A 13,136-nucleotide genomic window follows, 5' to 3' on the forward strand; every position below is an offset into this window, starting at 1 on the left:
GCGTTCGGGCGCGGGGCCGCCGTGCCGTACGGCCCACCGGCCCGAACCGATCCGTCAGGAGCAGTGATGCACGGCCCCGTCCCGGCCCTCCCGCCGCACCGTCCGCCCGCGCCGGGGACGGTCGTTCTGCTGCGGGTGGTCCTCGTGGCCGCCGCGGTGCTCAGCCTGGGGCTGCTGGCGTGGGTGCCGCTGCTGCGCGCCGCGATCGTGCAGCGCGGAAGGCTGGGCTGGTGGGTGTTCGCCGGCGACCTGGTGGCGGTCACCGGCGCCTGCGTGCTGATCACCGGCTATGCCACGACGGACTGGCGCACCGACCTCGGGGTGGGGCTGCTGCTGATGCAGATCGCCGGGGCCGTGGCCTACTACCTCGTCGTGGACCTCCGCGCCCGGCGCGCCACCGCCCACCCCGCGGGCCACGGCCCGGCCGCCCACCCGGGCATGCCGCCCGTCGCGCACCCCTACGGCCCGCCGCGGCCGCTCGCCCCGACCCCGTTCCACGCCCAGCAGACCCAGCCGTACCAGGGCGCCCACCCCGCCAACCCGTACGCCGTGACCGAGACCCGGCTGCCCGCGGCCGCCGTCCCCCCGCCGCCGTTCCCCGGCAGTGCCCCGAGCCACCCGGCACCCGCCCCGTACCGCCCTGCCCCGGCGCCCTCGGAGCGGCCGCAACCCCAGCGCATCGACCGGGTCCGGGCCGAACTCGACGAACTCAGCGACTACCTCCGCAAGGAGGAGGGGCGGTGAACGGCCGGGTCATCGGCGAACGCTACGAACTCTCCGCGCTGCTCGGCCAGGGCGGCATGGGCCAGGTCTGGATCGGCTACGACCGCCGACTGGACCGCCGGGTCGGCGTCAAACTGCTGCGCCCGGACCGGGTGGCGGGCACCCCGGACGGCGAGGAGATGCGCCGCCGCTTCGTCCGCGAGTGCCGGGTCACCGCACAGGTCGACCACCCCGGTCTGGTCACCGTCCACGACGCCGGCAGCGACGACGAGGACCTGTACCTGGTGATGCAGTACGTCGAGGGCGCCGACCTCTCCGACCACCTCGCCGAGCACGACCCCTACCCCTGGCCGTGGGCGGTCTCGGTCGCCGCCCAACTCTGCGCGGTGCTCGCCTCCGTCCACGCGGTGCCGATCGTCCACCGCGACCTCAAGCCCCGAAACGTCATGATCCGGCCGGACGGCACCCTGGTCGTCCTCGACCTCGGCATCGCCTCCGCGCTGGACACCGACACCACCCGCCTCACCCACACCGGCTCGCCCATCGGCAGCCCCGCCTATATGGCGCCCGAGCAGGCGATGGGCGGAGCCGTCGGGCCGTACACCGACCTGTACGCCCTCGGGGTGCTGCTCCACGAACTCCTCAGCGGCGCGGTCCCGTTCGCCGGATCCACCGCCCTCGGGGTGCTCCACCGCCACCTCCACGAGGACCCGGTCCCGGTGCGCAAGCTGCGCCCCGACGTCCCCGAGGCGCTCGAAGCCCTCGTCCTCCACCTCCTGGCGAAGGACCCCCAGGCCCGCCCCGCCGACGCCCAGGAGGTCTACCAGGCGCTGGCCCCCCTGCTGCCCCCCGCCACCACCGGCCCGCACGCCGTGCCGCCACCCGCCCCGCTCGCCCCCATGGACCCCACCCGGCCGTTCCGCCGGCCGCACGCCCCCTGGCCGGTACGCACCCCGGGCGGCCCCGCTCCCACTCCCACCGCCTTCTCCACCCCGCAGGTCCCGGAACCGTCCGTTCCGCCGGCCCCCGCCCCACCGACACCCGCCCCGCCGTCCCCGGTTCCGCCGAGCCCCGCCCCCGCGGCCACCGGATCGTCCACCGGCCGCCCGGTGCCCGACCCGCGCACCTCCCACTCCGCGGTATCGCGCACCTCCCACCCCGCCCCCTCCGGGACCCCCCGTCCCGGCGCCTGGACCTCCGCGGCCACCCCCCTCGTCCCCGCGCCGGCGCCCGGCCCGCCGCCCGCCGCCACCGGCCCGGACGTCGCCGCCGCCGTCGACGAGGTCAAGCAGCTGCTCGACCAGGGCCGGATCACCCGCGCCGTGGACATCCTCGGCGGCATCCTCCCGGCCGCCGCCGAACGCCACGGCACCCACTCGCCGGTCGTCCGCAGCCTGCGCAAGCAGTACGCCGCCACCCTGATGGACGACGGCCAGTACCGCCGGGCGCTGCCCGAACTCCGGTTGTTGGCCGAGGAGTTCGGGCGGGAGTCCGGTGCCGGAGCGACCCGCCAGGCGCTCCAGTTCCACTACGAGGCCGCCCAGTGCCTGGAACAGCTCGGCGAGGTCGCCCAGGCCCTGGAGGAGTACCGCGCCCTGCTCCCGTACTTCGAGCACTACGCCGACGACCCCGTACGCCCGCTGGAGATCCGCCGCTCCATAGGCCACCTGCTCCTGGCCCAGGGCGAACGCGGTGCCGCCCAGGAGACCCTCTCCCGCCTGCTGTACGACGCCGAGCGGCTGCACGGCCCGCACCACGCCTTCCCCGAGGAGCTCCGCCGCACGCTGTACTGGCTGAGCCAGGTCCAGGGCTGAGCGGCAGCCCCGCCGGCTACCGCAGGGCGGGCTCGGGCCGGACCATGTAGTCCGCCCCGTCCAAGGGCTGGTCGGTGAAGAACTTGACCACGATGTCGATGATGTCCTGGGCGCGCTCGAAGGTGACCCAGTGGTCGGACTCGGCGATGGTCAGGAACCGGCTGTTCTCGATGGTGGCGGCGAAGGCACGCTGGTGCTCGGGCGCGGACACCGTGTCGTGTTCGCCGCAGAACACCAGCGCCGGCACCCCGCGCAGCCCGCCCGACGGGTTCAGCTCCTCGGTCGCGGAGCGGTTCAGGGTGGTGAAGCCGTGGGGGATGCTGGTGACGGCGTGGGTGATCAGGCGCTTCACGTAGCGGTGCGTCAGCCTGCGGTGGCGGACGTGGCGGCGCTCGTCCTGGCAGAGCCAGAGCTTGAGCGCGAGGTCCACGAACTCCTCCGGCGCACCGGCCGTCATCCGGGCCGCGGCCTGCCGCCACTGGGCCACCTGGGCGTTGGTGACGTACGCCGGTACTCCGCCGAGCAGCAGGCGGGCGACCCGGTGGGGGTGCCGTTGGGCGAAGGCGAAGCCGATGGCCGAGCCGAAGGAGTACCCGAAGAGGTTGGTGCTGGCGATGCCGAGGTCGTCGAGGACGCGCTCGACCGCACGGCACATGGTGTCCATCCCCTGGTCGGGGCGGAGCGGATCGGCCTTGCCGGAACCGGGCAGGTCGATGGTGACCAGGCTCGCCATGGGAGACACCGGCTCGTCGAAGTGCTCCCAGCCGTACTTGTCCTGGAGCGCACCGCCCAGGATGAGCACCGGCTCGGTCTGCGGTGCCGACTGCCACAGCAGCCGGTAGGAGTAGGACAGCCCGTCCACGCTCAGGGTGTTGACTACTTCGTCGGTCATGCGTCTCCTTCGCGTGGCTGCCACGCTGTCAACGGCGGTGGCTCATCCGCGGCTGAGGACCAGGGCGGCGTTGTGCCCGCCGAACCCCAGCGAGGTCTTCACCGCACAGTCCAGCCGTGCGGGGCGGGCTTCCTTGGCCACCACCTCGACGGGAACATCGGGGTCGGGGGATTCCAGGTTGACTGTCGGCGGTACGAGCTGGTGCTGGAGTGCCAGTACGGCGAAGGCGGTCTCGATCCCGCCGGCCGCGCCCAGGGTGTGGCCGGTCATCGCCTTGGTCGAGGTGACCAGGGGATGGTCGCCGAGGACCCGGCGGAGCATGACGCTCTCGATCACGTCGTTGAGCACCGTGGAGGTGCCGTGCGCGTTGACGTGCCCGATGTCGCTGCCGCGGACCCCGGCGTCGGCCAGTGCGGCCCGCAGGGCGCGTTCGGCCCCCTCGCCCTCGGGGTGCGGAGCGACCGGGGCGTGGGCGTCGTTGGCCGTGCCGTACCCGACGACCTGGGCCCGGACGCGGGCGCCGCGCGCCCGGGCGTGCTCGGGTCGCTCCAGGACGAGCAGGCCAGCCCCCTCGCCCAGGACGAATCCGTCCCGGTCGACGTCGAAGGGGCGGCAGGCCGCGGCCGGATCCTCCCGCCGGGTGGAGGGCCCCTTCATCTTGCACATGCTGGCCATCATCAGCCGGGAGCAGTTCGACTCCGTCCCGCCGGCGATGGCGATGTCGCACATCCCGGCGCGCAGCAACTGGCGGGCGATGCCGACCGCGTCGGTACCCGACGCGCAGGTGGTGTTCACCGCGAGGCCCGGCCCCCGGGCCCCCAGGTCGCGGCAGACGCTCGCGGCGGCGCTGTTGGTGGTGAACAGGGAGGGCAGCATGGGGGAGACCCGGCGGGGGCCGCGCTCCAGCAGGGTGGTGTGCTGCTGGTCGTAGAGCGCGAGCCCGCCGTTGGCGGTGCCGATGACCACCGCCACCCGGTCGCCGTCCCAGGCCTTGGGGTCCAGCCCGGCGTCGGTCACCGCCTCGCGAGCGGCCAGCACCGCCAGTTGGGAGAAACGGTCCGTCAAGCGGCGGGTCGCGGCGTCCAGGGCGGTCTCGACGTCCAGGCCGTCGATGAGGTACAGGAAGTCGGTCGGCAGATCACGCAGCTCGGCGGGCCTGCGCACGCCGGAGGGGGAGTCGGCGTGGGTGACCTCGTGCCAGCTGGCCGCGGCACCGACGCCGGCCGCGGTCAGCATCCCGAGCCCGGTCACCGCGACCGGGTACGGCGTCCGCGCTTCGGCGGTCACGCGGCCGCCACGTGCACGGCCGCCAGGAGTTGGCCGAAGCTGTCACGCGGAGTCAACTCGACGTCCTCCAGGTCGACATCCAGCCCGTCCTCGATGAGCAGTCGCAGTTCCTCCAACGCCAGTGAGTCGACACCCAGCTTGCGCAACGGGGCTTCAGGGGTCACCGAGAGCGGATCCACTCCAAACTTCGTGGTCAGCAGTGCCCTGACCTGTTCAGCAATGTCCACTTCAGACGCCTTTCTCACTCTTTGGGGCCCATAGGGCTATGCGGAACAACGCAAGAAACGGCCGTTGAGTCACGCGATCCGTCGACCCGGGCACCCCGCGAACGGGGCGTGCCGACGCGGGTGGCGGCCGGCCGCAGAGGCCCCGGCGACGGCCGGACCGGCCGGACGGCCGCGCGCCGCGGGCGCCGGGGGCGAAGAAACCCGGCGCGGGGCAGATCGTTGCCCGAAGCAGTGGCCTGGGCCACGCCGACTTCATAGCATCGATCACGAAGGTCGAGACTCCGTCGCACGATCTGCCGGGAGGCCATGTGTTCCGCCGTAGAACAGCGCTCTCCGTATCCGCCACCGCCGCTCTGCTGGCCGCGGCCCCGTTGCTCGCCGCCTGTGGAAGCGGGGCGCACCCCGGCGCCGCGGCCATCGTGGACGGCAAGCGGATCACCGTCGCGCAGTTGCAGGCGAAGGTGAAGGACGTCCGGGCCGCACAGGCCAAGTCCCCCCAGGGCGGCCAGCTGATCATGAACACCGGCCGGCTGAGCCTGGCCACCCTCAACGGCATGATCTTCGACCAGGTGTTGGCGCGCAGCGCTCGGGACGCCGGGGTGAAGGTCAGCGCGCGCGCCGTCCAGAACTGGCGCGCCGGGGCCGAGAAGCAGGCCGGCGGGGCCGAGCGGCTGAAGGCGATGTGGCTCCAGCAGGGCATCGCCCCCGACGAGGTCGACGGCATGGTCCGCAACCAGCTGCTGCTCGACGGCATCGCCAAGCACCTCGGCGCGGACCGCAATACGCCGCAGGGCCAGCAGGCGCTCGCCCGGACGCTGTCCAAGACCTCCCGTTCCATGGGGATCGACGTCAACCCGCGCTTCGGTACGTGGGACGACAAGGAGGTGATCCTCGGCCGTACCAAGGAGCCGTGGATCACCACCACCCCCGTCAAGCAGGAGGCCTGAGGGCCGGCGCCGGGCGTTGTCGGTGGGGTGCGTTACGTTCGATGGGTGAACGCTGACGCCTCTGCCGCCGACTCCGGCGCCGACGCCCGCCCCGCGGGCACCGGCACCGGACGCCTGGTCCTGCTCACCACCAGCCACCGGGTCGCCCCCGGGCTGCTGTCCTGGCCCGCCTGGCAGGTCCTGCGCGCGGCCCAGCGGGTGCTGTGCGCCGATCCGGACCATCCGCAGCTGCCGTATCTGCGGGAGGCCGGCATCGCGGTGGAGATCGCTGCCCCCACGGCCCGCGAGCTGGTCGACTACTGCGTGCCGGGCGACCGCACCGCCGTGGTCCTGACCTCCGCTGACGGCGAGAGCGCGCTGACCGACGGCCTGGCCCGGCTGGCCGGCTCCGGCCGCGAGACCATGCCCGATCTGGAGCTGCTGCCCGGCTCCTACGATCTGCCCGGCGCCCGGCTGCTCGACCTCGTCCAGGTCATGGACCAGATCCGCGCCGAATGCCCCTGGAGCAGCATCCGGACGCACGGCGACCTCGCCAAGTACGGCCTGGAAGAGGCGTACGAGATGGTCGAGGCCATCGAGGCGGGCGACCGCGAGGAGCTGCGCGAGGAGCTCGGCGACGTGCTCCTGCAAGTCGTCTTCCACGCCCGGATCGCCCAGGACGATCCGGAGGAGCCGTTCGGCATCGACGACGTGGCGGGCACGATCGTGGAGAAGCTGGTCCACCGCCACCCCCACGTCTTCGGCGAGGAGGCGGCCGAGACCCCCGAGGACGTCAAGGCGCACTGGATGCGGACGAAGGCGGCGGAGAAGCAGCGGGAGTCGGTGACGGAGGGCGTCCCGCTCGCCCAGCCGGGGCTGGCGCTCGCCGCGAAGCTGGCGTCCCGGGTGCGCACGGCCGGGCTGGACGTCGCCCTGCCCACTGGCGAGGGGATCGGCTACGAGCTGCTCGCGATGGCGGTGCGGGCGGAGCGGGAGGGGGTCGATCCGGAGGCGGCGCTCCGGGCGGCGGCCCGTACCTACCGGGACGCGGTGCTGGCTGCCGAGGGCGGTGCCGGTTAGTACCGTTGGGGCAGCGGCGGGCTGAGGGGGCGCGGTGGAGCAGGAGTTGTGGGAGCTGGCGGCCTCGGCGTCGACGACGCTGGCGCGGGCTGCGGGGACGGACGCCTGGGCGGATGTGCGGGTACGCCTCCGGGAGCTGTTCGCACGGAACGGCCTCATTTTCATCTTCCCGGAGTGGCGCGGCGAGGGCGGCGTGACCGCTCCGCACGTGGAGGTGAGGCTCCGCAACCTGATGAAGGTCGACCCCGGGTCCGCGGTGGAACTACGGGCCATCCTGGCCGAGTTGGCCGAGTCGGCCGAGTCGGCCGTGGGGCACGGCGCGTCGTCGCACGGCGCCCGCTCGGGATCGGGCGTGCACAACACCCTCTCCGGCGGCACCCAGGGCACCGTCGTGCAGGCGGGCTCGATCGGTTCGGTCACCGTCCAGACGCCCGGGTACCACCAGGGCACCCTGGTCGACCCCGAGGACTGGCCGAGGGCCGAGGACGTCGATCCCCTCGCCCTCGGTGTGCGCCCCGCCCGTCGGGAGCCGGGTTTCGCGCCACTGCCCCCTTACGTCGCACGGGGATGCGATGACGAACTCGTCGGGGCGATCTCGCGGGCAGGCGGGCGAGGCGGTCTGGTGCTGCTGGTCGGGGAGCCGTTCACCGGTAAGACGCGTACCGCCTTGGAGGCGATGGGTCGGTTCGACGCCCGCCGGGTGTATGCGCCTGCGCGCGGCGCGGATCTGCGCGGCCTGCCGGCCCTGCTACAGGGGCGCCCGGAGCGGTACTTCGTATGGCTGGACGACCTCGACGGGCACCTCGGAGACGGAGGCCTGGAGCCGCGGCTGCTGGCTCAGCTGGCCACACTGCACGTCATCGTGCTCGCCACGATGCGGGACGACGCCTACGACGAGCACCGTCATACCCCGCACGGCCGGGTGCTCGACCTCGCGCACACGGTGGAGCTGGCGCGTGAGTGGAGCCCGGCCGAGCGGGAGCGGCTCGCGCGGGAGGCGGGACGCTCCGGGGACCGCCGGCTGGTCGGCGCCTGCGCCTCCAGCGGCACGGAAGGCGCGGCGGCCTATCTGGCGCTGGGCCCGCTCCTCCGGGAGGCGTGGTGGCGCGCCCGCCGGGCCGACCGGCACCCCCGTGGCCACGCCCTGGTCCGGGCTGCCCTGGACCTCGCCCGCTGCGGGCTCGACGGCCCCTTGCCGATGGATCTGCTCCTCAAGGTGCATGAGGGGTACGCGGACGTGGAGGGGATGGACCGGGAGTCGGTGGAGGATGCGCGCGCATGGGCCACCGAGCGGCGGGACGGGCGCCTGCGGCTCCTGGTGCGCGTCACGGGGGACACCTGGCAGGTGGCGCCCTTCCTCCGGGAGGCGGCCGAGCGCGACGAGGACCTGCCGCCGGTGGACGGTCAGGTGTGGGGCTGCGCCCTGGAGGTGGCGCGGGCGGACGAGGCGTACGACTACGGGGAGATCGCGGCGGGGGCGCGTGCCGCCTTTGAGCGCACCGCCGCAACGGGCGACCGCCACGCCCTGCACAACCTCGGCGTGCTGGCGGAGTCGCTGGGCGAGGTCGCCGAGGCCGAGGAGTGGTTCCGGCGTGCCGCCGAGGCGGGGGAGGCGCAGTCCGCCGGGCGGTTGGGGCGGATGCTGGCCGAGCGGGGCGAGGGGAAGGCGGCCGAGCCGTATCTGGAGCAGGCCGCCGGAGCGGGGGACGTCGAGGCGGCGACGCTGCTGGGGCGGCTGTTGCGGGACCGGGCGGAACGTTGGCTCGAGGTGGGGGCGAAGGGCGGGAGCCCGGAGGCGGCCCAGTTGCTCGGTGATCTGTTGGCGGGCAGGCGCAAGGACGACGATGCCTTGAGCTGGTATCTGGACGCGGACCGTGTGGGGTACCCCCCGATCGCTGCGAGCATGGCTGCCATGGCCCTGCGGTGGAACGAGCGTGTGTCCGCCGAGGTATGGCTGCGGCGGGCCGCTGATGCGGGCGACGACTGGGCCACCGGGGCGCTCAAGCACTATCTGTCCGCGGAGTCCCTGGACGACGCGATGCTGAACTTCCGGGAAGAAGTCGAGTACGGCGTCGTCCTGGGCGCCACCAACCTCGGCGTCCTCCTGGAGACGCACGGCCGGGTGGGCGAGGCCAGGGACTGGTACCTCAAGGGTCAGGAGCAGGGCGACGCCTACGGCGCCTTCCGGCTCGCCCAACTGGCCGAGAAACAAGGCGAGACGGAGACGTCCCGGGCCTGGTACCGGAAGGCCGCCGCGATGGGGCACCCCGGTGCCGAGCGGGCCCTCGCCGAGGAGCGCGGGCCCGAGCAGGCCGCCGGGTGACCGGGGGCCGGGCTCAGCGGGTGACCGCGGGCCGGGTCAGCGGGTGACCGCGGGCCGCAGCTCAGGGGTGGCCGCGACGGTCCGCCCGCCGTCCGACGGCACCGGCCGCAGGCGGTCGTGGACCCACACCCCCACCGCTGCCGCCGCCAGCACAGCACCCACCAGGCACACCCCGCGCCAGCCGCCCGCGCTCCACACCGCGGACGTGAGCGCCGAGCCGACCGCCCCGCCGACGAAGTAGCTGGTCATATACGCGGAGTTGAGGCGGTTGCGGGCGTCCGGGCGGACCCCGTAGACCAGGCTCTGGTTGCTGACGTGGATCGCCTGGACGGCCAGGTCCAGGACGACCACCCCGGCCAGCAGCGCGGCCAGCGACCAGGCGCCACCCGTGCCGCCCGCCGCCAGCAGGCCCCACGACCCCAACAGCAACAGCGCCGCGGCGCCGGTGACGTGGTGCGCCAGGCCCCGGTCCGCCAGCCGCCCGCCCGCCGACGCCGACAGGGAACCGGCCGCGCCGACCAGGCCCAGCAGCCCGATGGTGGACTCCTGCCAGCCGTAGGAGGGGCCGGACAGCAGGAACGCCACGGCGGTCCACAGCACCGAGAAGCCCGCGAAGGACAGGGCGCCCAACAGCGCCCGTCGGCGCAGCACCGGCTCCTGGGCGAACAGTGCCAGCGTCGAGCGCAGCAGGGCCGGGTAGCGCAGCCCGGCCGTGGTGCGCAGGGCGGGCAGCCGGAGCCGCAGGAGTACCGCCATCAGCAGCATCAGGGCGGCGTTGACCCAGTAGACGGTGCGCCAGCCGCCGAGCTGGGCCAGCAGCCCGGACGCCGTACGAGCCAGCAGGATGCCCAGCAGCAGTCCGGTCATCACGGTGCCGACGGTCCGGCCGCGCTCGGCGGGGGCCGCGAGGGTCGCCGCGAACGGCACGACGACCTGGGCGGCGACCGAGGCCAGGCCGGTCAGGGCGGTGCCGGTCAGCAGGAGGGCGGCGTTCGGCGCGCTCGCCGTGACGGTCAGGAACACCGCCGTCGCCGCGCACAGCGTGACGGCCAGCCGGCGGCGCTCCAGCAGGTCGCCGAGGGGGACGAGCAGCAGCAGACCGAGGCCGTAGCCGATCTGGGCGACGGTCACCACCAGCGCGGCGGTGGCGGACGGCAGCCCGAGATCGCGACCGATGACGTCCAGCAGCGGCTGGGCGAAGTAGTTGCCGGCGACGGACAGGCCGGCGGCGACCGACATCAGCAGCAGCGTGCCGCGCCCCGGTCCGCCGGTGCCGCTCGCCCCGGGCGCGTCGACGGTTCCCGTGCCGACAGTTCTCATAACGGTCCTCCCCTGACAACCGCCCGCGGCCACCTCGGCGGCGGGCACCCTCCAGCCTGGGCCCGGATCCATCGATGAGTCCAACACATCGTTGTCATCACATCCATCGTGAAAAGAGATCGATCCCGTTAGCATCGGCGGGCATGGAGTTGCAGCAGATGAGGTACGTGGTCGCGGTCGCCGAGACCGGTGGGTTCACCCGGGCCGCCGAGCGCTGCCACGTGGTGCAGTCCGCGCTCAGCCATCAGATCGCCCGGCTGGAGAAGGAGCTCGGCGCGCGGCTCTTCGACCGGACGAGCCGGAGCGTGCGGCTGACCGCGGCGGGCGAGGCGTTCGTACCGGTCGCCCGGCAGGCGCTGCACGCGGCCGAACGAGCCCGGGCCGAGGTGGCGGCGGCGACCGGTGAGGTGCGCGGCCGGCTGGCGGTGGGGGCGATCTCGGCCGTCTCGGCCGTCGATCTCGCCCGTGAGCTGGGCGCGTTCCGTGCCCGCTATCCGCAGGTGCGGATCAGCCTGCTGATGGAGATGAGCGATCCGCTGATCGAGCGGGTGCGGGACGGCGCGCTGGACGTCGCCTTCGTCGGGCTGGTGCCCGGCGCGCGCACCGTCGGCGTGCGGGAGAAGGAGCTGTCGCGGGGGGAGCTGGTGGCGGTGGTGCCGCCGGGGCATCCGCTGGCCGACCAGGAGTGGACCACGCTGTCGCGGCTGGCGCGCGAGACCTTCGTCGACTTCACGGCGGGGTCGGCGGCCCGGCGGCAGCGCGACGAGGCGTTCCGGGCGGCGGGGCTGACCTCGGAGGTGGCGTTCGAGGTGACCACCGTGGAGTTCCTGGCGAAGCTGGTGCGGGCGGGGCTGGGCGTCGGCATGGTCCCGGAGGCCGTCGCCTCCGAGCTGGCGGGGCTGCACACGGTCCGGGCGCGGCCGGCGCCCGAGCGCACCGAGCGGGTGGTGTGGAGCGCCCTCGGCCCGTCGCCGGCGGCGCTGGCGTTCCTGGCGGGGCTGGGGGTGGACGGGGAGCCGGAGGGCCGGGCGGCGCCGTAGGGGTCTCCCCTCCGCGGCCCCGGCGACGGTCCGTCGGAGCAGCGCGGTGCGCCCAGCGGTTACGGTCGGAAGGTGCACCACGAGCCCGATGCCACCTCCGCATCCATACCCGGTCCGGCCGCCGGCACGGCGCCGGCAAAGGCCCCGGTCGCGGCCCCCGCGGGCTGCCCCGCGGCCGCCGGCACGACGCCCGTCCCGCCCGCCCCCGAGCTGTTCACCTGGGAGTTCGCCGCCGACCCGTACCCCGCGTACGCCTGGCTGCGCGAGCACGCGCCGGTGCACCGGACGGCGCTGCCCAGCGGGGTGGAGGCCTGGCTGGTCACCCGCTACACCGAGGCCCGGCAGGCGCTCGCCGACGCCCGGCTGTCGAAGAACCCGGTGCACCACAGCGAGTCCGCGCACGGCAAGGGCAAGGTCGGCATCCCCGGCGAGCGCAGCGCCAACCTGATGACGCATCTGCTCAACATCGACCCGCCCGACCACACCCGGCTGCGCCGGCTGGTGTCGAAGGCGTTCACCCCGCGCCGGGTGGCGGCGTTCGAGCCGCGGGTCCAGGAGCTGACCGACCGCCTCATCGACCGGTTCGCGGCGAAGGGCTCGGCCGACCTCATCCACGAGTTCGCGTTCCCGCTGCCGATCTACGCGATCTGCGATCTGCTGGGGGTACCGGCCGAGGACCAGGACGACTTCCGGGACTGGGCCGGCATGATGATCCGGCACGGCGGGGGGCCGCGGGGCGGGGTGGCCCGCTCCGTGAAGAAGATGCGCGGCTACCTCGCCGAGCTGATCCACCGCAAGCGCGACGCCCTGCGGGAAGAGGGCGCCGACGACCTGATCTCCGGGCTGATCCGGGCCTCCGACCACGGTGAGCACCTCACCGAGAACGAGGCCGCCGCGATGGCGTTCATCCTGCTCTTCGCCGGCTTCGAGACCACCGTCAACCTCATCGGCAACGGCACCTACGCCCTGCTGCGCCACCCTGCCCAGCGCGAGCTGCTCCAGAAGTCGATCGCGGCGGGCGACACCGATCTGCTCGGCACCGCGGTGGAGGAGCTGCTCCGCTACGACGGTCCGGTGGAGCTGGCCACCTGGCGGTTCGCGACCGAGGACCTGACGCTCGGCGGAGCGCGGATCGCCGAGGGCGATCCCGTCCTGGTCGTGCTGGCCGCCGCGGACCGCGACCCGTCACGCTTCGTCGAACCGGACGTGCTCGATCTGACCCGACGCGACAACCAGCACCTGGGGTACGGCCACGGCATCCACTACTGCCTGGGCGCACCGCTCGCCCGGCTCGAAGGGCAGACCGCGCTCGCGACCCTGCTGACCCGACTCCCGGACCTCCGGCTGGCCGGGGATCCGGACGCCCTGCGCTGGCGCGGCGGGCTCATCATGCGCGGACTGCGGTCGCTTCCGGTGGAGTTCACGCCCGAGCGGTCCTGACCAGCGCCGGGACGCGAACTGACGCAACGTCAGCCACGTGACCTTAACGTGATCTGCGCTACAC

11 protein-coding genes are annotated in these 13,136 nt (G+C 74.0%); 7 read left to right on the forward strand and 4 right to left on the reverse strand.

Features of this window, described 5'->3' with window-relative positions; translation table 11 throughout:
- Window positions 1-66 precede the first annotated feature (66 nt).
- A complete protein-coding gene (locus tag AB0C96_RS19350) occupies window positions 67-744 on the forward strand; it encodes a hypothetical protein (RefSeq protein WP_362918869.1) in 678 nt (225 codons plus the stop codon).
- The gene (locus tag AB0C96_RS19355) at window positions 741-2,537 is read left to right on the forward strand and encodes a serine/threonine-protein kinase (protein ID WP_362918870.1); all 1,797 of its coding nucleotides are present in this window, start codon (window positions 741-743) and stop codon (window positions 2,535-2,537) included. Before AB0C96_RS19350 ends, AB0C96_RS19355 begins: the two co-directional genes overlap by 4 nt.
- A 16-nt stretch (window positions 2,538-2,553) precedes the next feature.
- On the opposite strand, the gene AB0C96_RS19360 is transcribed toward AB0C96_RS19355, so the two are convergent.
- From AB0C96_RS19360 to AB0C96_RS19370, 3 genes are read right to left on the reverse strand one after another with little or no spacing between them, the layout of a single operon-like run.
- Window positions 2,554-3,429 (reverse strand): alpha/beta hydrolase, encoded by an 876-nt coding sequence (locus AB0C96_RS19360; protein WP_362918871.1) that lies wholly within the window; start codon window positions 3,427-3,429, stop codon window positions 2,554-2,556.
- 42 nt (window positions 3,430-3,471) lie between these two features.
- The gene (locus AB0C96_RS19365; RefSeq protein WP_362918872.1) at window positions 3,472-4,716 is read right to left on the reverse strand and encodes a beta-ketoacyl-[acyl-carrier-protein] synthase family protein; all 1,245 of its coding nucleotides are present in this window, start codon (window positions 4,714-4,716) and stop codon (window positions 3,472-3,474) included.
- Window positions 4,713-4,943 (reverse strand): acyl carrier protein, encoded by a 231-nt coding sequence (locus AB0C96_RS19370; protein ID WP_362918873.1) that lies wholly within the window; start codon window positions 4,941-4,943, stop codon window positions 4,713-4,715. Before AB0C96_RS19370 ends, AB0C96_RS19365 begins: the two co-directional genes overlap by 4 nt.
- A 308-nt stretch (window positions 4,944-5,251) precedes the next feature.
- On the opposite strand from AB0C96_RS19370, the gene AB0C96_RS19375 reads away from it, so the two are divergent.
- The 3 genes from AB0C96_RS19375 to AB0C96_RS19385 are packed head-to-tail and all read left to right on the forward strand — an operon-like array spanning window position 5,252 to window position 9,272.
- Entirely contained in the window at window positions 5,252-5,890 is a 639-nt protein-coding gene (locus AB0C96_RS19375) for a SurA N-terminal domain-containing protein (RefSeq protein ID WP_362918874.1), read from the forward strand.
- A gap of 45 nt (window positions 5,891-5,935) precedes the next feature.
- Window positions 5,936-6,949 (forward strand): nucleoside triphosphate pyrophosphohydrolase, encoded by a 1,014-nt coding sequence (locus tag AB0C96_RS19380; RefSeq protein ID WP_362918875.1) that lies wholly within the window; start codon window positions 5,936-5,938, stop codon window positions 6,947-6,949.
- Window positions 6,950-6,983: 34 nt separating this feature from the next.
- On the forward strand, window positions 6,984-9,272 hold the full coding sequence (locus AB0C96_RS19385) for a tetratricopeptide repeat protein (RefSeq protein ID WP_362918876.1): 2,289 nt from the start codon (window positions 6,984-6,986) through the stop codon (window positions 9,270-9,272).
- Between the two features lie 36 nt (window positions 9,273-9,308).
- On the opposite strand, the gene AB0C96_RS19390 is transcribed toward AB0C96_RS19385, so the two are convergent.
- Window positions 9,309-10,592, reverse strand: coding sequence for an MFS transporter (locus AB0C96_RS19390; protein ID WP_362918877.1), 1,284 nt, complete (start codon window positions 10,590-10,592; stop codon window positions 9,309-9,311).
- Window positions 10,593-10,735: 143 nt separating this feature from the next.
- Here AB0C96_RS19390 and AB0C96_RS19395 point away from each other — a divergent pair, with 143 nt between their 5' ends.
- On the forward strand, window positions 10,736-11,632 hold the full coding sequence (locus tag AB0C96_RS19395) for a LysR family transcriptional regulator (protein WP_362918878.1): 897 nt from the start codon (window positions 10,736-10,738) through the stop codon (window positions 11,630-11,632).
- Window positions 11,633-11,842: 210 nt separating this feature from the next.
- Window positions 11,843-13,072, forward strand: a complete 1,230-nt coding sequence (locus tag AB0C96_RS19400) for a cytochrome P450 (RefSeq protein ID WP_362918959.1) — start codon at window positions 11,843-11,845, stop codon at window positions 13,070-13,072.
- The last annotated feature ends 64 nt before the right edge of the window (window positions 13,073-13,136 follow it).

It is taken from the genome of Streptomyces sp. NPDC048506, from assembly GCF_040651315.1.
GTDB lineage: Bacteria > Actinomycetota > Actinomycetes > Streptomycetales > Streptomycetaceae > Streptomyces.

What these genes read in the sequence shown, in the direction of transcription:
- AB0C96_RS19350 (WP_362918869.1), top strand. Translation starts at nt 67, where the DNA reads ATGCACGGCCCCGTCCCGGCCCTCCCGCCGCACCGTCCGCCCGCGCCG.
- AB0C96_RS19360 (WP_362918871.1), bottom strand. Translation starts at nt 3,429, where the DNA reads ATGACCGACGAAGTAGTCAACACCCTGAGCGTGGACGGGCTGTCCTAC.
- AB0C96_RS19390 (WP_362918877.1), bottom strand. Translation starts at nt 10,592, where the DNA reads ATGAGAACTGTCGGCACGGGAACCGTCGACGCGCCCGGGGCGAGCGGC.
- AB0C96_RS19395 (WP_362918878.1), top strand. Translation starts at nt 10,736, where the DNA reads ATGGAGTTGCAGCAGATGAGGTACGTGGTCGCGGTCGCCGAGACCGGT.